At 71.2% G+C, this 25,589-nt stretch carries 26 protein-coding genes; 6 read left to right on the top strand and 20 right to left on the bottom strand.

Annotated features, from left to right (window positions below):
- Nucleotides 1-375: 375 nt before the first annotated feature.
- Nucleotides 376-792, bottom strand: coding sequence for a hypothetical protein (locus VGB24_RS20880; protein ID WP_331074856.1), 417 nt, complete (start codon nucleotides 790-792; stop codon nucleotides 376-378).
- Nucleotides 793-1,199: 407 nt separating this feature from the next.
- Here VGB24_RS20880 and VGB24_RS20885 point away from each other — a divergent pair, with 407 nt between their 5' ends.
- Both VGB24_RS20885 and VGB24_RS20890 read left to right on the top strand, forming a co-directional pair.
- Nucleotides 1,200-3,779 (top strand): zinc-dependent metalloprotease, encoded by a 2,580-nt coding sequence (locus tag VGB24_RS20885; RefSeq protein ID WP_331074857.1) that lies wholly within the window; start codon nucleotides 1,200-1,202, stop codon nucleotides 3,777-3,779.
- A 246-nt stretch (nucleotides 3,780-4,025) separates the two neighbouring features.
- Nucleotides 4,026-4,415, top strand: coding sequence for a hypothetical protein (locus VGB24_RS20890; protein WP_331074858.1), 390 nt, complete (start codon nucleotides 4,026-4,028; stop codon nucleotides 4,413-4,415).
- Nucleotide 4,416: 1 nt separating this feature from the next.
- Here VGB24_RS20890 and VGB24_RS20895 read toward each other — a convergent pair whose 3' ends face one another.
- The 12 genes from VGB24_RS20895 to VGB24_RS20950 all read right to left on the bottom strand — a co-directional run bounded on the left by VGB24_RS20895 (nucleotide 4,417) and on the right by VGB24_RS20950 (nucleotide 14,904).
- Nucleotides 4,417-4,899, bottom strand: coding sequence for an NUDIX domain-containing protein (locus VGB24_RS20895; protein ID WP_331074859.1), 483 nt, complete (start codon nucleotides 4,897-4,899; stop codon nucleotides 4,417-4,419).
- Nucleotides 4,900-4,921: 22 nt separating this feature from the next.
- Entirely contained in the window at nucleotides 4,922-5,275 is a 354-nt protein-coding gene (locus tag VGB24_RS20900) for a hypothetical protein (RefSeq protein WP_331074860.1), read from the bottom strand.
- 80 nt (nucleotides 5,276-5,355) lie between these two features.
- Entirely contained in the window at nucleotides 5,356-5,886 is a 531-nt protein-coding gene (locus VGB24_RS20905) for a GNAT family N-acetyltransferase (protein WP_331074861.1), read from the bottom strand.
- A gap of 9 nt (nucleotides 5,887-5,895) precedes the next feature.
- Complete coding sequence (locus VGB24_RS20910) at nucleotides 5,896-6,444, bottom strand: GNAT family N-acetyltransferase (protein WP_331074862.1); 549 nt, start codon at nucleotides 6,442-6,444, stop codon at nucleotides 5,896-5,898.
- Between the two features lie 621 nt (nucleotides 6,445-7,065).
- A complete protein-coding gene (locus tag VGB24_RS20915) occupies nucleotides 7,066-7,371 on the bottom strand; it encodes a hypothetical protein (RefSeq protein WP_331074863.1) in 306 nt (101 codons plus the stop codon).
- A gap of 68 nt (nucleotides 7,372-7,439) precedes the next feature.
- Nucleotides 7,440-8,483: a DUF1028 domain-containing protein gene (locus VGB24_RS20920; RefSeq protein WP_331074864.1), complete on the bottom strand. Its 1,044-nt coding sequence runs from the start codon at nucleotides 8,481-8,483 to the stop codon at nucleotides 7,440-7,442.
- Nucleotides 8,484-8,656: 173 nt separating this feature from the next.
- Nucleotides 8,657-10,333, bottom strand: a complete 1,677-nt coding sequence (locus tag VGB24_RS20925; protein ID WP_331074865.1) for a D-aminoacylase — start codon at nucleotides 10,331-10,333, stop codon at nucleotides 8,657-8,659.
- A gap of 98 nt (nucleotides 10,334-10,431) precedes the next feature.
- Nucleotides 10,432-11,001 carry a hypothetical protein gene (locus VGB24_RS20930; protein ID WP_331074866.1) on the bottom strand — a complete coding sequence of 190 codons (570 nt, stop codon included), beginning with the start codon at nucleotides 10,999-11,001 and terminating at the stop codon, nucleotides 10,432-10,434.
- 49 nt (nucleotides 11,002-11,050) lie between these two features.
- The gene (locus VGB24_RS20935) at nucleotides 11,051-11,812 is read right to left on the bottom strand and encodes a hypothetical protein (RefSeq protein ID WP_331074867.1); all 762 of its coding nucleotides are present in this window, start codon (nucleotides 11,810-11,812) and stop codon (nucleotides 11,051-11,053) included.
- Between the two features lie 6 nt (nucleotides 11,813-11,818).
- Nucleotides 11,819-12,403: a YdeI/OmpD-associated family protein gene (locus VGB24_RS20940; protein WP_331074868.1), complete on the bottom strand. Its 585-nt coding sequence runs from the start codon at nucleotides 12,401-12,403 to the stop codon at nucleotides 11,819-11,821.
- A gap of 276 nt (nucleotides 12,404-12,679) precedes the next feature.
- Nucleotides 12,680-13,729: an SH3 domain-containing C40 family peptidase gene (locus VGB24_RS20945; protein ID WP_331074869.1), complete on the bottom strand. Its 1,050-nt coding sequence runs from the start codon at nucleotides 13,727-13,729 to the stop codon at nucleotides 12,680-12,682.
- Entirely contained in the window at nucleotides 13,726-14,904 is a 1,179-nt protein-coding gene (locus VGB24_RS20950) for an aminotransferase class V-fold PLP-dependent enzyme (protein ID WP_331074870.1), read from the bottom strand. Before VGB24_RS20950 ends, VGB24_RS20945 begins: the two co-directional genes overlap by 4 nt.
- Before the next feature lie 89 nt (nucleotides 14,905-14,993).
- Here VGB24_RS20950 and VGB24_RS20955 point away from each other — a divergent pair, with 89 nt between their 5' ends.
- A complete protein-coding gene (locus VGB24_RS20955; protein WP_331074871.1) occupies nucleotides 14,994-15,635 on the top strand; it encodes a regulatory protein RecX in 642 nt (213 codons plus the stop codon).
- Between the two features lie 163 nt (nucleotides 15,636-15,798).
- Nucleotides 15,799-16,395 carry a hypothetical protein gene (locus tag VGB24_RS20960; protein ID WP_331074872.1) on the top strand — a complete coding sequence of 199 codons (597 nt, stop codon included), beginning with the start codon at nucleotides 15,799-15,801 and terminating at the stop codon, nucleotides 16,393-16,395.
- Nucleotides 16,396-16,476: 81 nt separating this feature from the next.
- Here the strand turns inward: VGB24_RS20960 and VGB24_RS20965 are convergent, their stop codons facing one another.
- The 4 genes from VGB24_RS20965 to VGB24_RS20980 all read right to left on the bottom strand — a co-directional run bounded on the left by VGB24_RS20965 (nucleotide 16,477) and on the right by VGB24_RS20980 (nucleotide 20,764).
- Nucleotides 16,477-17,283, bottom strand: a complete 807-nt coding sequence (locus VGB24_RS20965; protein WP_331074873.1) for an energy transducer TonB — start codon at nucleotides 17,281-17,283, stop codon at nucleotides 16,477-16,479.
- A gap of 108 nt (nucleotides 17,284-17,391) precedes the next feature.
- Nucleotides 17,392-18,585 carry a threonine synthase gene (locus VGB24_RS20970; protein ID WP_331074874.1) on the bottom strand — a complete coding sequence of 398 codons (1,194 nt, stop codon included), beginning with the start codon at nucleotides 18,583-18,585 and terminating at the stop codon, nucleotides 17,392-17,394.
- Between the two features lie 54 nt (nucleotides 18,586-18,639).
- Nucleotides 18,640-19,338, bottom strand: a complete 699-nt coding sequence (locus VGB24_RS20975; RefSeq protein ID WP_331074875.1) for a hypothetical protein — start codon at nucleotides 19,336-19,338, stop codon at nucleotides 18,640-18,642.
- A 76-nt stretch (nucleotides 19,339-19,414) separates the two neighbouring features.
- The gene (locus VGB24_RS20980) at nucleotides 19,415-20,764 is read right to left on the bottom strand and encodes a protoporphyrinogen/coproporphyrinogen oxidase (RefSeq protein WP_331074876.1); all 1,350 of its coding nucleotides are present in this window, start codon (nucleotides 20,762-20,764) and stop codon (nucleotides 19,415-19,417) included.
- Nucleotides 20,765-20,865: 101 nt separating this feature from the next.
- Between VGB24_RS20980 and VGB24_RS20985 the strand changes: the two genes are divergently transcribed.
- Together VGB24_RS20985 and VGB24_RS20990 are read left to right on the top strand one after the other, a co-directional pair.
- Nucleotides 20,866-22,476, top strand: coding sequence for a TldD/PmbA family protein (locus tag VGB24_RS20985; RefSeq protein ID WP_331074877.1), 1,611 nt, complete (start codon nucleotides 20,866-20,868; stop codon nucleotides 22,474-22,476).
- A gap of 2 nt (nucleotides 22,477-22,478) precedes the next feature.
- The gene (locus VGB24_RS20990) at nucleotides 22,479-23,828 is read left to right on the top strand and encodes a TldD/PmbA family protein (RefSeq protein WP_331074878.1); all 1,350 of its coding nucleotides are present in this window, start codon (nucleotides 22,479-22,481) and stop codon (nucleotides 23,826-23,828) included.
- A gap of 87 nt (nucleotides 23,829-23,915) precedes the next feature.
- Here VGB24_RS20990 and VGB24_RS20995 read toward each other — a convergent pair whose 3' ends face one another.
- The 3 genes from VGB24_RS20995 to VGB24_RS21005 form a co-directional block, all read right to left on the bottom strand.
- A complete protein-coding gene (locus VGB24_RS20995; protein WP_331074879.1) occupies nucleotides 23,916-24,104 on the bottom strand; it encodes a hypothetical protein in 189 nt (62 codons plus the stop codon).
- Between the two features lie 160 nt (nucleotides 24,105-24,264).
- Nucleotides 24,265-24,663, bottom strand: a complete 399-nt coding sequence (locus tag VGB24_RS21000; RefSeq protein WP_331074880.1) for a hypothetical protein — start codon at nucleotides 24,661-24,663, stop codon at nucleotides 24,265-24,267.
- 117 nt (nucleotides 24,664-24,780) lie between these two features.
- Nucleotides 24,781-25,335: a hypothetical protein gene (locus tag VGB24_RS21005; protein ID WP_331074881.1), complete on the bottom strand. Its 555-nt coding sequence runs from the start codon at nucleotides 25,333-25,335 to the stop codon at nucleotides 24,781-24,783.
- Between the last annotated feature and the right edge of the window lie 254 nt (nucleotides 25,336-25,589).

Here is a 25,589-nt window from a genome sequence, read left to right on the forward strand (position 1 = left end):
CGCGAACGGCACCCGGCAATGATGTGTCTGCCGTCCGGCGGAGGGTCGCGGGCTGTGTGGCGGATCCCTCAGTCGCTGCGATCGATGGTGTGCGGGCAGGGCTCTACGAGGTCGCTCCATCGGGATGACAAATCGCGCTTCGGCAGATGCGGCGCGCGTGCAGGTGAAGCCCCGGGCGGGACGCGACAGCGGCCCGAGCCGGGGCTTTCCGCTTTCCTCAGCGGCGGGTTCACTCGCTCCCGCCGAGCCGGGGCGTTCCGCTCTCCCAGCGGCGGGTTCACCCGCTCCCGCCGAGCCGAGGCTTCGTTCAAAGCGGCGCGCCCCGGGCATGGATGCTCGGGGCGCGCCGCTTCGTTTCTGCATCCCTGCCTTCGCCTACTCCGCCTTGGCCGTCATCCAGTCCGGCCGCCCGTCGTCCTCGTCGGGCTCCAATAGGCCGAACAGCTGCACTTGCCTGCGGCGCAGCCGGTTGGCGTGCATGAACGCCTCTTCCTCCGTTTCGCCGAAGCCCTCCCAGGCGGACGCAGGCTCGCCCCACGGACCGGGCTTGCTCCACGGCGACTCGGGGCCGTGCATGCGGGCCGACCGCCAGGGGTGCGCGAACGGGTCCAGGTACGTTCCCAGGATGCGCCCCTCGCGGTCGATCACCACGCCCACGGCCCCGCCGCGGCTGTGTCGGCGCCGCCGCAGGTGGCGGTACAGATGATACGCACCGTCCATCACCAGCCCCGCCATCATCAGCACGGCAAGGACGAGCACCAGGTCCAGCGCCAGCGACTTCATCACGTTCATACGATTTTCCTCCGTGTCCCCTTCCCCGGGGACCGGATCAGAATACACCCGAGCAATGCTTCGTTCCACCCTCGCCGCACCGCCGCCGCGTCCGCGGAAAGCGGCTGGCGGAACGACGCTTGCGGACCGCCCCGGCTCCCGCGGAAATCCACACGAAAGGCTGACGATGTACGGCCTCCGCCCGTCACGCGCCGCCCCGCAGGGCATGGAAGCCCGCCAGGATCGCAACGCCCGACGCGCCCCGTCTCTGACAAAGCGCCCCCGGCCGCAGCGGGCGCACCCAGTATGATCCCCCCCGCGTGGCACCGATCGGAGGCGGCGGCGCTTGCCGTCCGCATTCCGGGGTGCTACGCTTTTAGCAGGCCGCCGCACGGCCGCCGAGCATCCATTCCCGGAGCGACAACCCTATGAAGTACAGCCTTACCGTGGTACTGGCGGCCGCATTGGTGGCGGGGTGCACCCGCCCGCCGCCGCCCCCGTCCGGCCCCACCCCCGCGCCCGGTGGTGCACCCGGCGCACGCACCGGTGCACCGGCCCCGGACGGCGCCGGCGCCGAAGCCGGCGGCGATGCGGGCGGCGGGGGAGGCGGAGGCATGCGCGCGGCGCGCCCCCGTCCCTACGCATCGGTCATCACCTCCGAGGCGCGCTCGCGCCGCGGGATGTTCGGGGTGCACCAGGTGGGTGACAAGCTATTCTTCGAGATCCCGCGGACGGAGCTGAACAAGGACATGCTGCTGGTGGGGCGCTACGCCCGCGCCGCGGCCACCTCGCCCAACCTGCCCCCGGGGCAGTTCGGCGCGTACGGCGGTGACCAGTTCACCGAGCGCACCATGCGCTGGGAGCGCAACGGCAACCGGGTGATCCTCCGCTCGCCGCAGTTCGACATCACCGCCGACACCTCGCTCTCGGTGTACCGTGCCGTCGAGACGTCGAACTACGCGCCCATCATCGCCGTGTTCAACGTGGAATCGTACGGCGCCGACTCGGCCGCCGTGGTCGACGTGACGCGGCTCTTCACCACCAGCGTTCCGGAAATCGCGGGGATCCGAGGGACGATCGACGCCACGCGGTCGTACGTGGAGCGCGCCGTCGCCTTCCCCGACAACGTGGAGATCGAGGCTACCCAGACGGGCGTGCCCACTCCCGCCGGCGCGGGCGGCTCGGCGCCGCAGGGGCCGAACGCCGCGCCTCGGCTGGCGCAGAGCGTGCTGGCGCACTGGAGCCTGGTGCGCCTTCCCGAAACCCCGATGATGCCGCGCCGCTTCGACGAGCGCGTCGGCTTCTTCTCCATCAACCAGGTGGACTTCGGCACCGACGAGCACCGCTCGGCCCAGCGGCGCTACATCACCCGCTACCGGCTGGAGTGCTCGGAGCGGCGCGAGGGCAACCTGTGCTACCCCAAGAAGCCCATCGTGTACTACGTGGACCCGGCGACGCCCGACCGCTGGAAGCCGTTCGTGCGCGCCGGGATCATCGAGTGGCAGCAGGCGTTCGAGGCCGCGGGCTTCAAGGACGGGATCATTCCGGGCGAGGTCCCGGCGAACGACCCCGACTGGTCGCCCGAGGACATCCGCCACACGGTGGTCCGCTGGCTGCCGTCCACCACCGAGAACGCGGTGGGCCCGCACGTGCACGACCCGCGCACGGGCGAGATCCTGAACGGTTCGGTGCGGATGTTCCACAACATCCTCAACCTGCAGCGCTCGTGGTACTTCACGCAGGCGGCGGCGATCGACCCGCGCGCCCGCATGCTTCCCATGCCCGACTCGCTGATGGGCAAGCTCCTGCAGTTCGTGGTGGCGCACGAGATCGGGCACACCATCGGCCTGCAGCACGACCAGATCGGCAGCTCCACCTACCCGGCGGACAGCGTGCGCAGCCCCACGTGGGTCGCCAGGATGGGGCACTCGCCCAGCATCATGGACTACTCGCGCTTCAACTACGTGGCGCAGCCGGAAGACAACATTCCGCTGGAGCACATCATCCCGCGGGTGGGGCCGTACGACCGGTACGCCATCATGTGGGGGTACAAGCCCATCCCCGGCGCGCGCACCAGCGACGAGGAGCGCCCCACGCTGGAGCAGTGGTCGCGCATGCAGGACACGGTGCCCTGGTACCGCTTCTCGGCCAACAACGAGTACGGCGCCTTCGGCACGCAGAGCGAGGCGGTGGGCGACGCCGACCCGGTGAAGTCCACGGCGCTCGGCTTCCGCAACATCGCGCGGGTCGTCGGATACATCCCCGCCGCGAGCACGCGCCCGGGTGAGGACAACTCCGACATGCGCGAGCTGTACGACCGCACCGTGCAGCAGTGGTCCACCGAGGCCAACCACGTGGCGACGATGGTGGCGGGCGGAACGGTGCAGTACAAGTCGGGGAGCCAGCCCGGCGCCGTGTACGCGCCCATGCCGGCGGCGCGCCAGATGGAGGCGGTGCGGTTCCTCAACGAGAACGTCTTCCGCACCCCGCAGTACCTGATCCGGCCGGACATCGCCAGCCGCATCGAGGCGGGGGGGATGATCAACCGCATCAACGCCGCGCAGTTCCGTGTGCTCAACACCCTGCTGGACGACGGCCGCCTGAACCGCCTGCTGGAGCAGGAGGCCCTGGGGCGCACGCGCGACCTGGTGTACCCGCTGGGGAACATGCTGGGCGACGTGCGCCGCGGCATCTGGTCGGAAATCGGCACGTCGCGCCCGGTGATCGACCCGTACCGGCGCGAGCTGCAGATGGACTACCTGGCGCTGATCGACCGCAAGCTGAACCCGCCCGAGACGCCGGCCGGCGCCACGCCGCAGCCGCAGTTCCCGGGCGCGCCGCGCGTGTTCCCGCTGTCGGAAGACGCCAAGTCGCAGCTTCGCGGCGAGCTGGTGTCGCTGCGAACGGAGCTGACGCGCAGCCTGCCCCGCGCGGGCGACCGCGCCACCACGCTGCACCTGCAGGGCGCGATCAACCGGATCAGCGACATCCTGGATCCGAACGACTGACGCGGACCGTGCGTCGCCGTCAGGCGCACGGACGCAGTCGGCTGTAAACCTGGCAGCCGCGGACGACCTCGTCCGCGGCTGCCGCGTTTTCATCCTCCGCTGCGCACGTGCAGTCCGCCGGGCGTGGGGGAAATCCCGACGGAGATTCGGGAGCTTCTCCCATGCGCGTGGGGAGGTGCTGGAGGGTATCGTCAGGGAGCAGGTGATGGATGCCTTTGCGCTCACAGCCCGCTCGTGGAGATGCAGATGATGGACAATCCCGCCGTCGACCGGCCGAACGCCTGGATCATCCTCGCCGGCCACCCCGACGCGCCGGCGCACCTGACGTTCGAGCGCTTCTCACGCTGGTCACGGCTGTCGCGAACGATGTTGTGGGCGTGTACGTGGTTCGTGTCGACCGTGACGACGTTCCTCATCACCGTCTTCGACCCGTTCATGACGCTCATGCCCTTTTTCGTGGGCGCCGTGATGACGTTCAGAAGCTGGCGGGCCAGGTTCCGGGTGACCGCCTTCCAGGGCGCCTGCCCCCGCTGCGCCAAGCCGATCGAGATCAAGCCGGGCTCGCGGATCGCCTCGCCCCATCCCCTGGTGTGCTACGGCTGCCACTTCGAGCCGACGCTTCACCTGGCCGCCTGAGTCAGCCCACGCACGGGTCGTCCAGCAGGGCCTGGAGCCGCCCGATCAGCTCGGCCTGCGCGGGGTTGATCTTTTCGCGCGCCGCGTCCGGCGTGAACCAGGCGCAGCGGTCCACTTCGGGAAAGGTCAGCCACCGGCCCGAGCCGCGCGGCCACTCGGTGCGGATCTCGTTGCTGGTGACGGCCTCCGCGTCCGCATCGCCCTCCCACGCCCAGGCGTGAACCGTCTTCCCCGCCTTCTGCCGGATGGCCCCCAGGGGCAGGTACGGCTCGGCCGGAACGATCCCCGTCTCTTCCTGGAACTCCCGGCGCGCCGCCGCCAGCGGCTCTTCGCCTTCGTTCACCTCGCCCTTGGGAATGGTCCAGGCGCCCGCGTCCTTGTTCTTCCAGAACGGGCCGCCGGGGTGGGCGAGAAAGACCTCCAATCCGTCCGGACCGCGCCGGAACAGCAGCATCCCGGCGCTCTCGGTCGCGCGCTTCGCCATCAGCGGGCGTTCGGACGCTGGCTCACCGTGGCGGCTCGGGTGCCGCGTTGGCGCTATCCCGCTGGTACGTCACGACCTTCGCATTCGCACCCACCCACGCCGTCACCGGACAGGCGTTCGGCATCGGAACCGGGGTGCCCACCGATTCGGATCGTGGGATCACCAGCGTGGACGGGCTCGACCCGCTGACCGCGTTGGGCATGCGGTCGCTCGTCTGGCACGCCCTCCCACCGACCGAGGTGATCGCGAGCTTCGTCGTGGCGCTCGGGACTACGGAGAGACGGACGAGCTTCCCGGCCTCGTGGGCGGGCGATGGCGTCTGGCGTGTGGCGCAGCCGGCCATCAGCACCAGCACGAGCAGGGCGGAACGTTGCATGAGGGACCTCCGCGAAGAGTTCATCGCTTGAATCTGCCGATCGAATCAGGTGCCGCAACCGCGGGCTTCGTTGCGGCGGATCACAATTCCCGCTCCATCGGCACGAAGGGGACGCCCACTCCGTCGGGGAGCGTATCGGTAATGCGCTCGCCGGCTACGAAGCCGAACGCCCGGTACAGCGGCTCGCCGGGAAGGGTGGACATCAGGGCCAGGCGCCGGAAGCCGGCCGCGCTCGCCGCGTCGACGCAGGCCTTCATGATGGCCGAGGCGATGCCGCGCCGCGCCCATGCCGGGTGGACGAAGAAGGCGCGGATGCGGGCCGCTTCGTGGGCGGGGTCCAGCGCTGGATCGTCGGCCGCTTTCATCTGGTCGCCGCCGTACAGCGTCCGCCGCCAGCTCCACCCGCCGCAGGCCACGATCTCGCCTTCCGCCTCCGCGACGAAGTAGGTGCCGTCGGCGATCAGCTGCGTGTCGGGCCCGAACACGTAGCGGATGGCGCTGCTGGCCTGCTCGGGCGTGTAGAAGCCCGGGCTGAGCGCCTCGGCCGAGAGCGGGATCAGCTCGCGGATCGCGGGCAGGTCGGCGGGGGTGGCGAGGCGCAGAGTGAACACGGTTCGGCGCTACTCCTGGATGGTGCGGGCCATCACACGGTCCGTTTGCACCTCGGCACCCAGCAGGAACGGCTGCCAGCCCACGTCGGTGAATCCGCTGCTGCGGTAGAAGGCGATTCCCCGCGGGTTGTGCTCCCACACGGCCAGCCAGAGCGTGGCGAAGCCCAGTCCGCGCGCCGTGGAGACGGCTTCCCCCATCAGCCGCTGCGCCAGCCCCCGGCCGTGGAAGGGCGCGTCCACGTAGAACCGGCGCAGTTCCACCGGGTGCGGACCCGTGACGCAGGGCGGCGTGGGAAAGCGCCGGAGCTGCGCGTATCCGGCCAATTCGCCGTCCCGTTCGGCGAGCAGCGTGACGTGGTCGGGATCGCGAAGCTCCGCCTCTTGCTGTGCGGGGCCGTAGGCGTGGCGCAGGTACGCCGCGACCTCGACCGGGTCGTTCATCACGCCGAAGCTTTCCTGGAAGGTGCGCGCGGCGAACTCGGCCAGCGCGGCGGCGTCGGCCGGGGTGCCGCGGCGGATGGAGACGGGTGGCGAGTCGGCGGAGGGCTGGATCATCATGGAGCACGGGCGCGGGCGTTGGGTTCGCCCCTACGGTATTCGGGACGTCGCGCGGTCGCAAGTCGCCCCACTTCGGTCGGGGTTCGATGGGGTGCCCGCGCATGCCGCGGGAGCCCCCTCCCCTCGGCCCCCGTCCCCCGCTGCGCACGGGAGGGGGAGAACTGAATTGCGCTTCGGCCGGTCTGGTGCATGCCGCGGCCGCCCCCCTCTCCCGGCCTCTCCCCCATAAACCCCATGGGGGAGAGGAGAATTCGATTGCGCTTCGGCTGGCCCGGCGCACCCGACTGGCTCCCTTCCCCCGCGGCTGTTTGCGGGGGAAGGGTTGGGGATGGGGGGCGCCGGCCCGAGCACCGAGCCCCAGGCCTGACGCACCCAATCCCGAAGTGTACCCCCTCTCCCACGCTGTTTGTGGGAGAGGGTGGACGAGTCTAAGCGAGGACGGGTGAGGCCCCCACGGCAGCCGAGGCCCCTGCTTCCGTGATCGCTGCCGCGCCCTGACTTGTACGTGGCCGCGGCTAGATCCTTCGGCCCGCGAGGGGTGTGCTACGGGCCGGTGGGGTGCGCCTGGGCCTCAGGATGACAGGCTCTCGCTCATGGTGACCTATTGGTGCGCTCCCGGGATCACGCCGAGCGCCCGCCGATCTGCTCGCGGGCTCCGGCCAGGACGCGCTCCACCTCCTCGAGGTCGTTGTCCTGCGCCGCCACCTGGGCCTGCCGCATGGCTTCGAACACGCCTTCAGGGATGCCCTGCCACTCGTCCGTGAGTGCCGAGTGCGTCAGCACGGCGATGTTGGAGCCGGCCATCCCGGCCAGCTCGTTCGTCGCCTCGGGGAACTGCTCCGGGTCCGCCGCCGCGGCCAGGGCGGCGCGCACGGAGGCGAGCGTGTGGTCGATGGAGGCCAGCAGCACGGTTGCGGTGAAATCCACGTCTGTTTCCCTCGGTTTCCGGTTCACTGAAGTGCCGCCCGCCGATGCAGAAGACGAGCCGGGGCGGATCAGCGGCGCACGGCGGTCAGGTCGTGGATCAGTCGCCGCACCGCATCGGCCTTGCCGGCGCGCTCCAGCGCCGCCCACAGCCGCGCCACCGTCTCCGCATCCACCAGCCCCGGCGCTACGCCCAGGTCGGGACCCGCCAGCCCCTCCGCGCGGCGGAAGGCATCCACCGCCGCCACCGCCTCTTGCGTGTAGATGAACGCCGTGCTGTCGCGCGCCAGCTCCGGCTCCCCGGCCCGGTAGTACCCCAGCGCGTGCAGCATCAGCTTCAGCTGCCACACGTCGGACCCGGCCTGCTGCTGCAGGGTGCGGAAGCCGAGCGTTTCGGAGATGGTGTTGTAGATGCGGCGCAGCTCGGCGACGGGCTCCGCGTGCTCGCACACGTTGATGTCGGCGGTGGTGCCGTCGGGCCGGCGCGAGCGGCCCGGCCGGGGATCGGCGACGACCACGGCGGCGGACTGCGCGCGGCCCTTCCGCGCGTCGCCACCTGCCGCCTGGCCCGCCGCGAGTGCGTCGATCAGCCGGTCGGCCAGGTGCCGGCCACTGGAGGCGCTGGCCTCGAAGGCGGCCGCGACGGAATCCAGCACCGCCGGACCCACGAGCAGGTTGCCCTGCGTGACGAAGTTGCGCCCGGCGCGGTGCCCGGCCCACGCGGTGGTGCCCGTTCCCGTGTGCTGCGCCGACCTCCCGTCGCGGCCGATCACCCCCACCTGCCGCCGCGCCTCCAGCGTGTCGCCCGCGAGCGCCTGGCGAAGCGCCTCCTCCGGCGCCACGCCGCGTTCCAGCAGGGCCAGCAGCTGCGGCCCGTACTCCACGCGCGTGGTGGCCTGCGTGGCGACGGCGCCCACCCCGGCGCGCACGTGGGGCACGGCGTTGCCCACGCACGGCACGCGCGTGGTGACGGCCACGCCTACCTCGCCCGTGGCGGGATCCACCGCGGCGATGGAGAACGTGCTGAAGTTCAGGCTTTCGCCCCAGGAAGCGGGCTCCTGCGCGGCGGCAGGTGCGGCGGCCACGAGCAGCGCCAGGACTGCAATCCGGTGCATCGAGACGATCCCGGTGTGGGTGAAGGAATGTCGATGTTTCACGCAGAGGACGCAGGGGTGAAAAGAGAGGACGCAGAGAACATCGCTGAGCCCTCTGCGTCCTCTCCGTTTTCTCTGCGTCCTCTGCGTGAAACTGTTCTTTTCTTTGCTTGGTGCAGGAACGGCGCCCGTGGTCAGCCCGGACGCGACGTCGGGCGGGCGCTGCGCCCGGGACGCGCGCCGGTGTGCTCGCCGCCGCGAATGACAGCCACGCCGTTCACCCACACGTGTGGAATGCCCAGCGGGTACTGGTGAGGCTTCTCGAAGGTGGCCTGGTCGATGACCGTGTCCGGATCGAACGCCACCAGGTCCGCCCGCGCGCCGGGTGTGACGGTGCCGCGGTCGTGCAGCCCCACCCGGCGGGCCGGGAGCGCCGTCATCTTGTGGATCGCCGTTTCCAGCGGCATCAGCTTCCGCTCGCGGACGTAGCGGCCCAGCACGCGCGGGAAGGTGCCGTACGTCCGCGGATGGGGAACGCCCGTGGAGAGCGGGCCGTAGGGTGCCCACGCGCCGCCGTCGGAACAGACGGCGGAGAGCGGATGGGCCAGGCTGCGCTCCACGTTCTCTTCGCTCATCCCGAAACCCACCATCCCCGCACGGTTGCGATCGTCCACGATCAGCTGCACGAGAAGGGCGAAGGGCTCCACCCCGCGCTCCGCCGCCAGGTCCCCGAGCCTGCGGCCACGCGCCCAGGCGAGCGCGTCGGAGCCGGTGGAGGTCACCTGCACGGAGTTCCAGCTGCCCAGCTGCGCGATCTTGTCGCGGACCGCGCGCTCCACCCGGCCGCGCTGGGCGGGATCGCGCAGGCGGGCGAGAAAGGCATCCGTTCCGCCATCGCGCGCAGTCACAGGAAACAGGTTCGCGAGCCCCGTGCTGTAGGCCACGTACGGGTACACGTCGAACGCCACCTCCACCCCCGCGGCGCGCGCCTGCTCGATGGCGTGCAGCGTGGAGCCCGCCTTCCACCAGTTTCGCCCGCCCTGCGCCTTGAGGTGCGAAATCTCCACCGGCACCCCGGCCACGCGTCCGACGTGGATGGCCTCTTCGACGGCGGCGAAAAGGCGGTCGTCCTCGTTGCGCATGTGCGACGCGTACGGCAGCCCCGTCCCCGCGAGCGCCGTGGCGAGCTCCACCAGCTCGGCCGTGCTGCCGAACGCGCCGGGTGTGTACTCGAGGCCGCTGGAAAGGCCGCAGGCGCCAGCCGCCACCGCGCGCGCCACCTCGTCCTTCATCCGGCGGAGCTCGGCATCCGTCGCGGGGCGGTCCTGGTGGCCCATCACCCGGCCGCGGATGGTTCCGTGGCCCACCATGCTGGCCACGTGCACGGCCGCCCCGTGCTCGTCCATCCACCCGAAGAACCCCGCCAGGTCGCGAAAGGGAAGGTCCAGGCCGCGCCCCCGGTACTCCGCCCGCATCTCCTGGTAGGTTTCGTCCGTCCACGGGCCGACGGACCCGCCGTCCTGGCCGGTGACCTCGGTCGTTACCCCCTGCCGCACCTTGCTCTCGGCGCGCGGGTTCACCAGCAGGTTCAGGTCGGTGTGCGAGTGGATGTCGACGAAGCCGGGGGCCAGCGCCAGTCCCCGCAGGTCCGTCTCTTCCACGCGCCCCACCTGCAGCCGCGGGCCCACGCCCACGATGCATGCGCCGTCCAGCGCCACGTCTGCCTCGCGCGGCGGCGCACCGGTGCCGTCGTACAGCAGGGCGCCGCGAAGCACGTGCGTGGCGGAATACGGTTGCGCGGCCCAGGTGGCGCGCTCGGGAAAGAGCGCGAAGGCGGCGCTGGCCTGCAGGAAGGTGCGGCGGTTCATCATCCGATCAGGCAGCGGAACGGGGTTCGTTTTCTGGGGGGGATGCTGCGGCCTGCGTTGCCGGCGGCGGCTGGTTCGGCGTCCGCCGGCGGCGGCGAAGCCTATGTGCGCCGGCTGAGATAATACTCCACTTCGCACTGGTTCGCGTGCTCGCGATCGGGGCAGCGTATTTGGAGCACCGCTGGAGAACTGGCCCGCTCCCAGTAGTAGTTGAAGTATTTGCCTCCCCCATCCCGGTCCGTCTCGTCCGTCACGGAGGGAGGGCCATAGACCCGCGCAAAACGACTCACCAGCGTATCGACCGGGATGAGGTCCCAGTCCTCCGACATACCCAGCCTCACCTGGTGGAGAGTGCCTTTGCGGAATTGAAGGCTGTACCGGTATGGGCCATCCGCAGGATAACAGTTTTCGATCGCGGAGAAGAATTGCAGCATCGAGTCGGCGATTTCCTCGCGCTTCGACAGTCGTTCGGCCGGACGCTCGCACCTCAAGCCCTCACCCCGAACATCCGCGACGGATCTCGCCTCGGGCAGAAGCATCCCCAGTTTGAAGCCGGCGATCGTGTCGAGCCTGACTGCACTGCCCTTCTGATCCGCTGTCTCGGGCGCACCACAAGCAAGCAGCAGCATCGCCATAGGCAAGCTCAACAGCAGAGGTTCGAAAACGCGCATCGCTCTCCTAAACCTTGATCGATGGGAACGCCGACGAGCGGAATGTTCATCACAGCCGGGGAACCGATGGAGCGGCCGGCGGCCCCAGGTCGTTCGTGGGAAACACCTTGCCCGCATTGAACTCCAGGAGCACGGGCAGGCGGTACGCGCGGCGGAGCGCGTCGCAGTGGGCCAGCACGTCCGCACGGGGCTGTCCGTCGGGAGAGGAGACATCGATGTTCACCCACCCGCCGTCGGGGCTCTCCATGAACCCGACGCCCTGCGCGTCGGGAACGAGCCGCATCAGCGCCGCGTGCGCCTGCTCGCGCCGCCGCTCCACATCCCGCAGGCTCCACGGCGCATCGTACGTGATGACGACCGGCACGTCCGCCGCGCGGCCAGCGAGCTTCAGCGGCGGGACGGGCTCCGTTCCCGTCAGCGCGACGACGTGGCGGTATCGTCCCCCGCGCGCATCCAGGCCGGTGAACGCCAGCCGATCGCCGTATCGCTCGCGGACGTAGCGGTTGAGCCAGTGGCTGTCCGACTGGATCTCGCGGATGCGCGGCCGCTGGTCCGGCGTGACGGCGGGCCACGAATCGACCTTCGCCAGGCACGGCCGGCCGGGAACCTCGTAGGGCCGGGTGGCGGCGATGGCGGCCGCGAGCGCCGGCTCATAGGCCTTCGGTGCGCTGTCGGCGTGGGCCGCGGCGGGGGTGTCGGACGCGCGGGATGCGGATGCGGGACGATCCGTTCCGGGCTGCTGGCAGCCGGCAAGGACCGCGATCGCGGTAAGGGTGCTCGCCAGCCGGGCGGAACGGGAGATGGGCATCATCCCAGCCTAGCCGTGGATCTTCTCGTTCCGCTCCAGCATCTCCACCAGCGTGGCGATCCGCTTGGCGCGCGTCTCCGGCTTCTTGGCGGTCTGCACGCGGAAGAGGACGGCGTAGCGGTTGGCGCCGTTGAGCGTGGCGAAGAATTCCTTCGCCTTGGGATTGGCGTCGAGCGCGGCTTGCAGGTCGTCCGGCACGGTAGCGGTGCTCGCGGGGTCGTACGCGGCGTCCCAGCGGCCGTCCGCCTTGGCGCTTTCCACCGCCCGGGCGCCTGCCGGCTTCATCCGCCCCGCATCGATCAGCGCCTGGATCTTCTCGCGGTTCACCTTGCTCCAGATGCTCCTGGCGCCCCGCGGACCGAACTTCTGCAGGAAGGAGTGCTGGTCGAAGGTCTTCTTCTGGCTGTCGATCCACCCGTAGCACAGCGCCACGTCCAGCGCCTCGGCGTACGAGACGGAGGCGTAGGGCGCGCCCTTCTTGGCCAGCCGCAGCCACACGCCCGGCGAGTCGGCGTGGTGCTCATCCAGCCACTCGGCCCAGGCGGCCTGGTCGTCGAACAGGATGATCGGCAGTTCCGGGGCAGGTGCTTTCATGGATGCTGGAGAAAGTTCACGGTCGAGCCACGATGCCGACCACGCACGAGGGCATCCAGTCCACGAAGGTGGACTTCGCGTGGTCGTTGGAGCGAATTCATTCGCCCGCGGGTCCGAGGGCCTCGGCTGATGTGACCGCTGCCGCGCCCTGACTTCGTGCCGGCCGCGGCTGGATCCTTCGGCGCGCAAAGGACGGCGCATGGGCTGGTCCGGTGCGCTTGCGCCTCTGGATGACAGAGTGTCGCTCGTCTGGAGAACAGATGCCGCAACGCCGACCTACACCATGCGACGGGCCCAGATAAAGATGCGGCGCAGCTCGCGCTCGTAGCTGCGTCGGCCCGACATGTCGTTGCGCGCCACCCCTCCATTGCCGAGCGACGCGTGGATGATGTTCGGACCGCCCGTGGACATGGCCACGTGCGTACAGCGCCCGGGCTCCTCCGCAAAGAAGAGCAGGTCGCCGGCCCGCAGGTTGGCGAAGTCCTCCCCCGGCTCCACCTCAGCGCCCGTGCGCGACTGCTGGTCGGAGTCGCGGGGCAGCGCGTGGCCGTGCAGCTTGTAGAGCGCCTGCACGAAGCCCGAGCAGTCCACGCCTCCCATCGTCACCCCGCCCCACAGGTACGGCACGCCCATCCACCGGGCCGACGACTCCGCCACGGCGGCGCCGTTCGCCGGAAAGCCCAGCGCCCGTGCGCCCAGCGGCACCAGCTCGCCCCGCACGTGCCCCTTGCGGCCGTCCGGAAGCAGGGCGAGCCCCTCGGCGTCGCGGACCACGCGGGCGTTCCACGGCAGGCGCATCAGCACCTCTCCATCGTCGGCCAGCACGTCGGCGCCCAGCGAGATCCACACGTCCCCATCCGCCCCCAGCTCCCACCCGCGGGCCGCGGTCTCGTCCTTGAGCGCCACGTAGCCCGCGTGGATCCACCCGATGTAGCCGTCAGGCCCCTTGCACTGCAGCCAGCGCCCCTCGCGGCGAAACACGATCAACCGGCTGCCCAGCACGGCCTGCGAGACCTGCGTGCTGCGGACGGCCGGCCCACCCATCATCGGCGCCACGGCCGAGGTCACCAGCGCGTGCACCATCTCTTCCGGGTGCGCCTCGGGCAGCACCTGCACCGCATCCACCACCTCGCGCCAGGCCGTCAGCTCCGCCGCGCGGCGATGGAGCTCCAGCGCGGCGTCGGGCTCGGAGGTGAACCCCAGGAACTTCACCGCGTCGCCGCGCACCTCCACCTCTACCTCGAACACCGCGGTCCGCGGGTCGGGCGCATGCCGGTCGCGCACCTCCTGCACCAGCAGCTGCACGTCGTCCACCGCAGCCCTCATCGCGGCATCCACCCATCCAGCACGTTCATCACCGTGGCCACGTCCTCGGGCTGATTGTACAGGTGCGCGGAAAGCCGGACGGCCCCCTCGCGCAGCACGCATCCCACGCCGGCTTGCGTGAGCGCGTCGAAGGCGCCGGCCGCGTCCGCAGGGCGGAACGAGATGATCCCCGACCGGCGCTCCGGGCGCATGTCGCTGACGACTTCCACCCCCCGCTCTTCCAGGAACGCCGCCAGCGGGTCCAGCAGCGCCAGCACGTGCGCGCGGATCTGCGCGGGACCGGCTTCCCCGAGCAGCTCCAGGGACTCGGCCATTCCCGCGTAGTCCTGCCACGGCTGCGCCCCCACCTCGAAGCGGCGCGCGCCGGGCACCCACTCCTGGCGATACTCCAGCACGCGCTCCAGGTCTGCCGAGGCCGCCATCGCGGTCCATCCCACCACCCGCGGCTCCATCCGGCCGACCAGCTCGCGCCGCACGTACGTGAACCCCGTGCCGAACGGCGAGCAGAGCCACTTCTGCCCGCCCGTCGCCAGCACGTGGGCGTTCCACGCGGCCACGTCCAGGGGAAGCTGGCCCAGCGCCTGGATGCCATCCACCACGAACCAGGCCCCCTGCGCGCGGCAGGCGCGGCCGATCGTTTCGCCGTCCGCCAGCCAGCCGTTGGTGAACTGCACGGCCGAGAGCGCCACCAGCCCCACGTCGCCCCGCGCCAGCTCCTCCAAAATGCGCGCCTCGTCGGGGTTGCCGCGCGCCTCCGCCGGGATCACGTCCACCCGCACGCCGCGCAGCCGCCGCAGCGCCAGCCAGGGATACATGTTCGCCGGAAACTCGCGGTCGCTGACGATCACCCGCCGCCCGGCCTCCAGCGGCAGGCACAGCGCCGCCAGGTTCACGCCGAAGCTGGTGTTGGGGAGCAGCGCGATCTCGTCCTCCCCCGCGCCGATCAGCGCCGCCGCGGCCTGGCGGCAGCGGACTAGCGTGGGCTCGAAGTCGTCGCCGCGCAGGGCGTGCGGGTTGGAGCGCCGCAGGTTGTACGCGTCGATGGCGCGGCGGGCGCGCTCGGGAAGCGGCCCCACCGAGGCCGCGTTCAGGTACGGCGACCTGGCGACGTACTCGAACTCGGCGTCGCGAAGGGCGCAAAAGTCGGTCTGCGGCGGGGCCGTGGAGAGGGCCATGGGGCTCAACCGGGTTTCGGTTCGTGCATGGGGCTAGCATAATCCCCGCGTCCCAGCCCACACAAGCCCGCACGCAGCGAACGAGCCGGATGAAGATCACCGCCATCGAGCCGCAGAAGCACGATCCCGATCGCGTGAGCGTGTTCGTGGACGGCGAGTTCCGCATGGGCGTGTCCGTGGAGATCGCGCACGCCGCCCACCTGTGCGTGGGGGACGAGGTGACCGAGGCGCGCCTGGCCGAGGTGGAGCGGCGCGACCGCGGATGGCAGGCCCGCGAGGCCGCGCTGCACCTGCTGGCCGTGCGTCCGCGCGCGGCGGTGGAGCTAGCCCGGCGGCTGCGGATGAAGGGCTACGAGCCCGAGGTGACGGACGAGGTGATCGAACGCCTCCGTGAGCTGGGGATGATCGATGATGCGGCGTTCGCCGAAACGGTGGTGCGCGACCGCGTGCGCCTGCGCCCCTCCGGCGCGCGGCGGCTGGCGAGCGAACTGCGCGCCAAGGGCGTGGACGAAGAGGTGGCGCGCGAGGCCATCCGCGACACCTTCGAAGGCGAGGGCACCGACGAGCGGGAGCTGGCCCTGCGCGCGGCGGAAAAGTGGCGAACGCGCCCCGGCGAGGAGCGCGACCGGGCCCGGCGCAGGCTGCACGGCTTCCTGGCGCGCCGCGGCTTCGGCGGCGAAACCATCCGCGAGGTGATCGACGAAGTGCTGCCACGGGACGGCATCGAGTAGGGGGGCGCTCCGACCCGATCGCCGTCCAACATTCTACAAACGTTTACTGCAACGGATGTCCGCATCAGTGGAACGGGCGTTGCATTGGGAAACGGCCGTTCTACCGGCCGCACCCCAGGGGGTGGCCGCCTGTTCGGCAGGCCCTGAAGTGGAAGGACCAGCAGTGCGCAACCGGCGACAGAACGACCTCCCCGCCGCCCTCGAGGCGGGACTCACGGCGATCGAGGGATCGCTGGAAACCGCGGCACCGCGCACCCGCGGCATCCTGCTGAAGCGCGCCGGGGACCTGTGCGCCAGCATGGGCGAAGGCCGCCGCGCCCTGGTGTGGTACGGCCGCGCGGTAGACCAGTACCTGGAACTGCGCGACACCGCCGCCGCCGGGCTGATCTGCCGGATGATCCTGCACGTGCACCCCGAGGCCGTTCGCGCCCGCTGCACGCTCTGCTGGATCGACATCGCCGGCGGCCGCCACGAACAGGCCGCCGCGCGCGTCTGGGAGTACGCCGAGGCCGCGGGCAAGGCGGGGCAGCAGCAGATGGCCGCCCAGCAGCTGGGGTGGATGTTCGACGCGGCGGGCGAGGGTCCGCTGCGCGAGCGCATCGTGTTCGCGCTCCTTCGCCTGGGCGAGGGCGAGCACGCCGGCCGCCTGAGCCAGCGCCACGATCCCGCCGCCGACGCACAGCCCGGGGCCGACGCGCAGGTGTGGTTGCAGCTGATGGAAGGCACCGCGTCCAGCGCCGGAGTGCTCGCCGCCGCCTGAGCCGGACGGCGCACGGATGGAAAGAGCCCGCCGCGATCCTCGATCGCGGCGGGCTCTTTCGGTTTCGGGCCAAGGCGCGTGCTAGACGGAGATGGTGATTTCCGTCTCCGCCTCCACCGGCCGGTTGGTGTCAAGGCTGACGGCGGGGCGAAACTGCAGCTCCATCCCCCAGCGCCGGATGCGCTCGTCGTAGCCCCGGTTGCCGGTGCTGGTCAGCAGCCGCGCCTCGCGCACCCTGCCCCGCACGTCCACGCGAAAGCGGATGGTGACTTCCTGGCTGGCCACGCCACGCGGCTTGTCGGGGGGAATCAGCAGCAGGTCGGTGGCGGGCGGGCGGATGCGGCTGCCTCCACCGCCCGTTCCCGGCCCCACCCCCGCGCCGATTCCGCCACCGGTGCCCCCGCCCGATCCGCCGCCGGAGCCGGGTCCCACACCCGGTCCCTGCCCCGGCCCCTCGCCGGGGCCCTGCCCCGCGCCCGTTCCCCCGCCTGTGCCCGCGGACACGGGCGGCGTGGGCGCCGGCGGACGCGGCTGCGCCTCCGGCGGGGCGGGCGTGGGCGTGGGGGGCGGCGGCGTGGGCTCGGGCGGAACCAGCACGTCCTCCACCACCTCCGGAACGGGCTCCGGCTCCACCACCGGCGCGGGGGGGGCGATGTCGACGTACGTCACCAGCTCCGTTCCCGCGCTGCCGCCCCCACCGCCTCCGCCGCCCTCGGGGAACTCAAGCGCAGGCCCGGTGCCCGTGGGCTCCAGCGCCAGCAGCACGCCGGAGTGGCCCATCCACAGGATGAGGCCGACGAGCACGACGTGCAGCACGGCGGCGGACGCCGCCGCCGCCAGCGTGCCCCGTCGAGCCGGCTTCTTGATCCCGCTGGCGTACTCGAACACCGCTTCGTCTCCGCGTTGCGCCGCGCCCCGTGCGCCGGCTGTCCTACTGATACCTCCGTTGCCCCGCCGTTGATCCAGAACGGACGGAGCACGCCGGATGTTTCAAGCTCAGACGACGTACTTGAGCCCGCTTCCCGTGTTGAACAGCACCACGTGGTCGTCGGCGTGGATGGCGCCCAGCTGCCGCAGGCGCGCGGCGGCGACGGCGGTGGCGGCCCCTTCCGGCGCGCAGAACACGCCGGTGTCGGTGCCCACGATGCGCGTCCACTCGCGCATCTCGTCGTCGCTCACGGCCAGGGCGGCGCCGCCGGAGCTGCGCAGGGCGTCCAGGATCAGGAAGTCGCCCACGGCGCGGGGAACGCGCAGCCCCGACGCGTAGGTGTGCGCGTTCGCCCAGGGCTCGGCGTACTCGGTGCCCTGCTCGAAAGCGCGGACCATGGGCGCGCAGCCCTCCGCCTGCACGCACACCATCCGCGGGCGCTCCGGGCCGATCCACCCCAGCCGCTCCATCTCGTCGAACGCCTTCCACATCCCCACCAGCCCGGTGCCGCCGCCGGTGGGATAGACGATGACGTCGGGGAGCGTCCACCCGAGCTGCTCGGCCACCTCGTAGCCCATCGTCTTCTTGCCTTCCACGCGGTACGGCTCCTTGAGCGTGGACAGGTCGAACCAGCCGTGCTCGCGGGTGCCCTCGGCCACGCGGGCGGCGCAGTCGGTGATCAGCCCGGCCAGGAGCTCGACATCTGCACCCAGCGCCCGCATCTCCTCGATGATGGGGTGCGGCGTGTCGTTGGGGACCACGACGTGGGCCGTCATCCCCGCGGCGGCGGCGTAGGCGGCGGTGGCGCTCCCCGCGTTGCCGGCCGAGGGGATGCCCACCTCGGTGACGCCCAGCTCCTTGGCCCGCGAGATGGCCATGCACAGCCCGCGCGCCTTGAACGACGCGGTGGGGTTCTGCCCCTCGTCCTTCACCCAGCACTGCGCCACGCCCAGGCGGCCGGCCAGCCGCGGCGCGTCGATCATGGGGGTGAACCCCTCGCCCAGGCGAACGGCGTTGGCGGGATCGCGCACCGGCAGCAGCTCGGCGTAGCGCCACAGGTCTGCCGAGCGCCCGGCCAGGTCGCCGCGCCGCAGCCGCCCGCCGATGAGGTCCAGCGCGTAGCGGGGGTACAGCGGCTTTTCGCAGCAGGGCGAAAGGCGGTGCAGCACCTCGCTCTCGTGCATGGCGCCGCAGCGGGTGCACTCCAGGTGCGTGGCCCCGCCGAACGCGGCGTTCGCCCCGCCGATGGTTGTGTCGGTCATCGAAATCCTCTGTTGTAGACCCTGAGATGGAGTAGCCGCGGCTCTGCTGGGACCCTACCGTCGCCCCGGCCGGGCCGCCAGGACCGTGTCGGCCGGGGCCCCGCACTTCTCGCAGGTGGCCGCAGACCCCTCCCGCCAGTGCTGGCAGGCCGGGCAGAGGGTCACCAGCCTCCCCTCCTCCTCGCTGGCGGCCGGCAGGAGAAAGGCGGCGCCATCCTCGCCCACCACGCGAAGCGACGGACCGGTGTAGAAGTGGGCCAGCAGGTCGCGCAGGTCCACGTCGCCCGCCTTGGCGATCACGTCCTCGCGCGTGACCGCGGTCCGGTCGCGGAAGCGGGCCTTTTCCGCCGTCCACGTGCGCTCCACCCCCGGCTCCGGCGAGAGGGTCAGCGTCAGCCCGCGGGTCTCCAGGGCGAACCGCACGTCCAGCCGCGTCCGCAGCCGGGCGGCCGCGCGCTGCACCTCCAGCCCCGGCGCCAGCTGCTTGCGGTTGGCGGAATGGATGGACGGGTCGCAGAAGACGGTGGCTCGGGCGTGAGACCAGAGCGGCGTCTTCATGTCGCCCACGTCCGTCTCCACCACGCCGGTGTAGTCGTACGGCCGGTCGACGGTGCCCACCTCGATGCGCGTGTCCAGCACGCCGGGGGCATCCCCCAGCTCGGCGAGAAGCGCGGCGGCCAGCCGGTCGCGGCGCGCGCGGTCGGTGAGCGGACACCACAGGTCCGGTTCGAAAAGCTCGGGAAACTCCATCATCCATCCGGGCCGGGAAACGTCGTCACGAAGGCGCGACAAGGTAGCCCCGTGCCTCTGCCACCGAAACCGTGGATGGTCAGGAATTTGGAGCGATACGCGAGGCGAGGCGCTCGGCGGCGGCAAGCCCGGAGGTGACGGCGCCCTCCACGGTGGGCGCATGGAGATAGTCGCCCGCGAGCGCCACCCTGTCCGCCGCGTCGAACGCGGCACTACGCAGCGCGGGAAGGGCGCCCAGGTGCCCGGGATAGAACACCGTCCACCCGTGGCTCCAGGTGTAGAGCCGCGCCTCCTGCACGGTGCTCTCGATGCGCGGAAATACGCGGGCGACGTCGGGCATCAGCTCGCGCAGGGCCTCCGCCGCGTCGGCACCGGCCAGGCGCCCGGCGGTGCGCGGCTGGGCGAAGACCACCAGCAGCCCCTTGCCGGGGGGCACCAGCCCGGAGACCTTGTTCTCTTCGGCGCACAGCGCGGCCGCCACCCGCGACTCGCCCCGCGCGAACGACAGGCCGAACCAGCGCACCCCCAGGGGACGATCCAGCAGCAGCGCGAGAGACGCCGCCGGCCGCACGCGCACCCGCGCCAACCTTTCCGCGGCCTGCGGTGTCAGAAATTTAGCAACGCCCAGGGCGGCGGGCGCGGGCATCGCCAGGACGGCGGCATCGAAGGATTCCGTCCACCCGTCGCCGGAAAGATGGACGCGCGCGCCGTCCGTCTCCACCGCGTGCACGGGCGTGCCGAGGCGAAGAGACCCCGCCCCGGCGGCGATGCGCTCGGCGCAGACACGTCCGAACTCGCCGATGCCGCCGGCCAGGGCCATCACCTGCAGGTTCATTCCCTGGTGCGCCAGGGCGTGGTAGAACCCGGCGCTGGCCTCGTCGGGCCCCGTGCCGTACAGCGTGGCCAGCAGCGGAGCGACGAGCAGGTCCACGAAGTCGGACCCCAGCTCGCGCTGCCCCCACGCCGCGGCCGACTCGGCGTCCAGCCCCGCCCCGGCCGCGCGCTCCAGCGCCGCCAGGTCCAGCGCGGACCCGTGGCGCTGCAGGAAGGGAAGGTACTGCGCACCCATCCGCAGCTTCAGGGCGAGCGGAAGGGCGCCCGAGGCCAGCATGCTGGCGGGGGAGCCGTAGACCACCTCGTGCGCGCGCCCCTTGCGCCAGAGCGCGTCGCGCCCGGGCGAGCGCTGCAGCAGCCGGTCGGCGCCCACGGCCCGGGCCACGCGAAGGGTGGAGGCGTACCCCGAGCTCAGCAGCTGGACGGCGGGGTCCACGTGGAACCCGGCGACGGAGTCGGTGCAGGCGCGCCCCCCGGCGGCGGGGGCGGAATCGAAGACGGTGACCGCCGCGCCCAGTCCCTGCAGGCGCAGCGCGGCGGCCAGCCCGGCGGGGCCGGCGCCCACGACGGCGGCGGCGAATCGAGGTCCGTTCATGCGCTCCCGATCCGCAACCCCCGCGCCCGCGCGGCGTTGCGGCGTACGGACGCTCGTTCTAGTTTGCCGGTCATCCCAACCACCTCCATGACGGAGAACCCATGAAGCGGAGAGAGTTCCTCCTGCACGGCGCCGCCGCGACGGCTGCGCTCGGCGCGGGATCGGCCATTCTGCCCCGGCTGGCGGCCGCCGCGCCCATCGATCCCATGGATCCCGCCGTCAGCCGCGACCTGGCCATGCGCGCGCTCGAGGCCGCCCGCGCCGCCGGGGCCAGCTACGCCGACGTCCGCATCTCGGGCAACCGCTCGCAGGCGCTGGGCACGCGCGAGCGGCAGATCACCTTCTTCAACGACGCCGAAAGCACCGGCTTCGGGGTGCGCGTGATCGTGAACGGCGCCTGGGGCTTCGCCGCCAGCCGCGAGGTGAACGCCGACGAGGTGGTGCGCGTGGCCCGCCAGGCGGCCGCCCAGGCGCGCGCCAACTCCGCCGCCCGCCAGCGCCCGCTGGAGCTGGCCCCGGTAGAGGCGGTGCCCAACGGACGCTGGTCGTCGCCGCTGGAGATCGACCCCTTCAACGTGCCCATCGAGGAAAAGGTAGACCTGCTGCTGCGCGCCAACGCCGAGGCGCTCAAGGTGACCGGCGCGCGCTTCGTCACCTCGTCGATGAACTTCCTGCGCATCGACAAGACGTTCGCGTCCACCGACGGGTCGTACATCGAGCAGACGCTGTACCGCTCGTACCCGCAGATGAACATCACGGCGGTGGGCGCCGACGGCGACTTCCAGAGCCGGGCCAGCACCGACGTGGCCCCGCGCGCCATGGGGTACGAGCACGTGCGCGACGCCAACCTGCCGGGCAACGCCGGGCGCTGGGCCGAAGAAGCGGTCCGCAAGCTCACCGCCAAGCCGGTGGAGCCGGGACGGTACGACCTGGTGCTGCTCCCCACGCACCTGTGGCTGACCATCCACGAGTCCATCGCCCACCCCACCGAGCTGGACCGCATCATGGGGTTCGAGGCCAACTACGCCGGCACGTCGTTCATCTCCCCGGTGTCCGAGTTCCTGGGCAAGTTCCGCTACGGGCGCGACTTCATGAACATCCAGGGCGAGCGCAGCACCCCCGGGGGCCTGTCGTCCATCGGGTGGGACGACGAAGGGGTGAAGCCCGACGAGTACCTGATCGTCAAGAACGGCATTTTGAACGACCTGCAGACCACCCGCGAGCAGGCGCCCATGCTGGCCGACTGGTACCGGCAGACCGGCAAGCCGGTGCGCAGCCACGGCAACAGCTACGCGCAGAACTGGAACGTGGTGCAGTTCCAGCGCATGCCCAACGTGAACCTGCTTCCGCACCCCGAGCGCGACGTGCCGCTCGACGAGCTGATCGGCGGGGTGGAGAACGGCATTCTGATCGACGGCGACGGGTCGTTCTCCATCGACCAGCAGCGCTACAACGCGCAGTTCGGCGGGCAGGTGTTCAAGGAAATCCGCAACGGCCGCATCGTGGGCGACCTGAAGGACGTCGCCTACCAGATGCGCACCCCCGAGTTCTGGAACGGGATGGACCTGATCGGCGGTCAGGGCACGTACTTCATCGGCGGCTCCTTCTTCGACGGCAAGGGGCAGCCTTCCCAGGTCAACGCGGTGTCGCACGGCTGTCCGGCCGCGCGCTTCCGCGGGGTCAACGTCATCAACACCGGTCGGAGGGCTTGAGCATGGCCGAACCCCGCTACCTTTCGCGCGCCGACGCCGAGGCGCTGGCGCAGAAGGTCCTTTCGTTCACCACCGCCGACGAGGCGCGGGTGAACCTGAACAGCTCCACCAGCGGCAACACGCGCTGGGCCATGAACCAGGTGAGCACCTCGGGCGACTCGTACGACGCCACGGTCACCGTCACCACGGCGTTCGGAAAGAAGGTGGCCTCGGCCACCACGAACCGCTTCGACGACGAGGGGCTTCGCCAGGTGGTGCAGACGGCCGAGCGGCTGGCCCGGCTGGTTCCCGAAGATCCCGAGTACCTGGGCGAGCTGGGGCCGCAGCAGTACGTGCAGTCGGAGCCGTACTTCGACGCCACCGCCAACCTGACGCCCGAAGAGCGCGCCCGCGCGGTCATGCAGATCGCCGGGCCCGCGGGGCGGCAGAACCTGGTTTCCACCGGGTTCCTGGTGCACGCCACCGGCAGCAACGCCGTGGCCACCAAGCGCGGCCTCTTCGCCTACGCCCGCTCCACCGGTGTCAGCCTGACGTCCACGGTGCGCACCCCCGACGGAACCGGCTCCGGCTGGGCCGGCGGCGGCGAGAACGACTGGGCGCGGCTGAACGTGGCGGCCCTGGGCGAGCGCGCCATCCGCAAGGCCGAGCTGTCGCGCAACCCGCGCGCGGTGGAGCCGGGCGAGTGGACGGTGATCCTGGAGCCTACCGCCGTCGCCAACATGGTGAACCTGATGGCGTTCGCGCTGAACGCCCGTACAGCCGACGAGGGCCGCTCGTTCTTCAGCAAGCAGGGCGGCGGCAACAAGCTGGGCGAAAAGTTCCTGGACGAGCGGGTGACCATCGTCTCCGACCCGGCGGACCCGCGCATCGCGGCCAACCCGTTCAGCGGCGAGGGGCTGCCGAACCGGCGGCAGGTGTGGGTGGAGAACGGCACCCTTCGCAACCTGGCGTACAACCGCTTCTGGGCGCAGCGCAACAACCGCGAGCCCACGGGCAACCCGGGCACCTACCTGATGTCGGGGGGCGACACCTCGGTCGAGCAGATGATCCGCTCCACCGAGCGCGGGCTGCTGGTGACGCGCATGTGGTACATCCGCCCGGTGGACCCGCGTACCATCCTGTTCACGGGCCTTACCCGCGACGGCACCTTCCTGGTGGAGAACGGCCGCATCACCACGGCCGTCAAGAACCTGCGCTGGAACGAGTCGCCCATCTTTTTGCTGAACAACATCGAGGCGATGAGCGAGCCGGTGCGGGTCAGCGCCTCGGAAGACGGCGACGGCGGCGCGGTGATGGTGCCGGCGATCAAGGCGCGCGACTTCACCTTCACGTCGCTCTCGGACGCGGTCTGAGGACAACGAAACGGCGGGTGAGCCGCGTTCAGCTCACCCGCCGTAGTCGCCCCGGGGGGCGTTTTCAACGCGAAATTTCAGGGCCGGTCAGGCCGCGCGGGCGCCCGGCTTCCAGCGCCCGAACGGCAGCGACGGCGCAGGCGCCGCCTCGCCGCCCCACACGAACGCCACGCTGCGCGACAGCCGCGGCACGCCGGGCTGCTCGAGCGCCGCGCCGGCGTCGGTGGCGTATGCTTCGGCCGGCACCGCGCCGGCGACTTTCTGTAGATTTCGCATCGGAATACCTCAAGAGATTGCTGCCCTTCAGCAGCAACCCTGGATGCACGCGCCATACCCTGGCGCAAGCCGGACCTAAGATAGCACTGTGCAGCTACTTACGGAAGCGGCCGCCTCATCGGGCGGCCGCTTCCGTGTCAGAGGGACACACGGGGTGTGTTCAACCGACACACACCAGGGCCTCTTCCGGCTCGGCGTACTCCGCGGCCGCGCGGATGGGCGGGGCCACCGTCACCGGCGCCGAGGTGAAGCGCTCCGGAAGCGGAAAGGCGATCACCGTCGGCTCCGCGGGGGCGGCCGCCTCGGCCCGGTGCTGCGCGCACCACGCGCGGTAGCCCGGCAGCTTCAGCATCCGCAGGATGCGCCGGTCCATGGCGTTGCACAGCAGGATCTCGGTCAGCTGGTACTGCCCCGCGTCGTTCACGCGCAGCTCGGTCACCACCTCGTCGGCAAGCGACAGGAGCTGGGCACGGGGAATCCGGTCCTTGAACTCCTCGAGCTGCTCCTCTACCCACTCTACGTAGGCGCGGCGCAGCGAACGGGGCGAGCGGGAGCTCATCGGCTTCCTCCGACGCTGGAGAGCAGGTGCGGCGTGTGAGGCAAAGGAAGTTCGAAGGTGGCGCGATAGGGTCGAAACCGAATGTCGCGGCAAGTTAGGATCAATGACATGCGGGCGTCAAGGCTTTCGTAAGCCGCGCCATTTCAACGCCCGGCGGCAGTCGTCGCAGAACCCGGCCGCCTTGCGATCGGTGTCGGCAATGTGGCGGGAGGGATACATGACGCACGACTCGCGCCCGCAGTGGTCCGCTCCGTCCAGGTGCGCCAGCTCGTGGAGCGCCTCGGTGAGCAGCCGGCCGCGAAGAACGTCCGCGTCCGCGCCCGATCCATGCCTCAGCGGCAGCAGCCCGATGACGGCGCAGCACCCGTCCATGGCGGCCTCGCCGAACACGGGTCCCACGCCCTCGGCGCAAAGGCCCGCGTCGGCTATTGCCAGCTTCCAGGACCGCGCACCCGCGCCGTGGCTGGCGATCAGGGCCTGCATGATGTCGCCGGAGCGATACAGATGGCTTTCCGCGTCGCGCCACTCGCCGGCGAGCGGCATCGCCCCGCCGACGCTGCATTGCACTCCCGCCCGCGCGCGCAGGTCGTCGCCGAGATTTTGGAGCAGCCCCATGGGCACCTCGCCCACGGGGACGAGTTCGACGGGCGGTGGACCATTGCGGCGGATCACGACGGATCGATCATGCCGGGCGAAACGGGTGAAGGGCGATGGTGGTGCGTCAGGTCGAGCCCGGCGCTCGGGCCGGGGCCCCCCATCCCCAGCCCTTCCCCCGCAAACAGCCGCGGGGGAGGAGCCAGTGTGGAGCGTCCCCCAAGCTGTTGGAGCGTCACAAAGGCCTGTCATCCTGAGCCCCAAGCGTACCGCACTCGCCCGCAAACCGTCGCATGCGGGGCGAAGGATCTAGCCTGAGGCGCCTCCAAGCA

The organism is Longimicrobium sp., from assembly GCF_036399935.1.
Taxonomy (GTDB): Bacteria; Gemmatimonadota; Gemmatimonadetes; order Longimicrobiales; family Longimicrobiaceae; genus Longimicrobium.

Excerpts from the sequence above, each read along its gene's own strand:
- VGB24_RS20880 (WP_331074856.1), bottom strand. The coding sequence starts at position 792 with ATGAACGTGATGAAGTCGCTGGCGCTGGACCTGGTGCTCGTCCTTGCC.
- VGB24_RS20885 (WP_331074857.1), top strand. The coding sequence starts at position 1,200 with ATGAAGTACAGCCTTACCGTGGTACTGGCGGCCGCATTGGTGGCGGGG.
- VGB24_RS20890 (WP_331074858.1), top strand. The coding sequence starts at position 4,026 with ATGATGGACAATCCCGCCGTCGACCGGCCGAACGCCTGGATCATCCTC.
- VGB24_RS20895 (WP_331074859.1), bottom strand. The coding sequence starts at position 4,899 with ATGGCGAAGCGCGCGACCGAGAGCGCCGGGATGCTGCTGTTCCGGCGC.
- VGB24_RS20900 (WP_331074860.1), bottom strand. The coding sequence starts at position 5,275 with ATGCAACGTTCCGCCCTGCTCGTGCTGGTGCTGATGGCCGGCTGCGCC.
- VGB24_RS20910 (WP_331074862.1), bottom strand. The coding sequence starts at position 6,444 with ATGATGATCCAGCCCTCCGCCGACTCGCCACCCGTCTCCATCCGCCGC.
- VGB24_RS20920 (WP_331074864.1), bottom strand. The coding sequence starts at position 8,483 with ATGCACCGGATTGCAGTCCTGGCGCTGCTCGTGGCCGCCGCACCTGCC.
- VGB24_RS20925 (WP_331074865.1), bottom strand. The coding sequence starts at position 10,333 with ATGATGAACCGCCGCACCTTCCTGCAGGCCAGCGCCGCCTTCGCGCTC.
- VGB24_RS20930 (WP_331074866.1), bottom strand. The coding sequence starts at position 11,001 with ATGCGCGTTTTCGAACCTCTGCTGTTGAGCTTGCCTATGGCGATGCTG.
- VGB24_RS20935 (WP_331074867.1), bottom strand. The coding sequence starts at position 11,812 with ATGATGCCCATCTCCCGTTCCGCCCGGCTGGCGAGCACCCTTACCGCG.
- VGB24_RS20940 (WP_331074868.1), bottom strand. The coding sequence starts at position 12,403 with ATGAAAGCACCTGCCCCGGAACTGCCGATCATCCTGTTCGACGACCAG.
- VGB24_RS20945 (WP_331074869.1), bottom strand. The coding sequence starts at position 13,729 with ATGAGGGCTGCGGTGGACGACGTGCAGCTGCTGGTGCAGGAGGTGCGC.
- VGB24_RS20950 (WP_331074870.1), bottom strand. The coding sequence starts at position 14,904 with ATGGCCCTCTCCACGGCCCCGCCGCAGACCGACTTTTGCGCCCTTCGC.
- VGB24_RS20955 (WP_331074871.1), top strand. The coding sequence starts at position 14,994 with ATGAAGATCACCGCCATCGAGCCGCAGAAGCACGATCCCGATCGCGTG.
- VGB24_RS20970 (WP_331074874.1), bottom strand. The coding sequence starts at position 18,585 with ATGACCGACACAACCATCGGCGGGGCGAACGCCGCGTTCGGCGGGGCC.
- VGB24_RS20975 (WP_331074875.1), bottom strand. The coding sequence starts at position 19,338 with ATGATGGAGTTTCCCGAGCTTTTCGAACCGGACCTGTGGTGTCCGCTC.
- VGB24_RS20980 (WP_331074876.1), bottom strand. The coding sequence starts at position 20,764 with ATGAACGGACCTCGATTCGCCGCCGCCGTCGTGGGCGCCGGCCCCGCC.
- VGB24_RS20985 (WP_331074877.1), top strand. The coding sequence starts at position 20,866 with ATGAAGCGGAGAGAGTTCCTCCTGCACGGCGCCGCCGCGACGGCTGCG.
- VGB24_RS20990 (WP_331074878.1), top strand. The coding sequence starts at position 22,479 with ATGGCCGAACCCCGCTACCTTTCGCGCGCCGACGCCGAGGCGCTGGCG.
- VGB24_RS20995 (WP_331074879.1), bottom strand. The coding sequence starts at position 24,104 with ATGCGAAATCTACAGAAAGTCGCCGGCGCGGTGCCGGCCGAAGCATAC.
- VGB24_RS21000 (WP_331074880.1), bottom strand. The coding sequence starts at position 24,663 with ATGAGCTCCCGCTCGCCCCGTTCGCTGCGCCGCGCCTACGTAGAGTGG.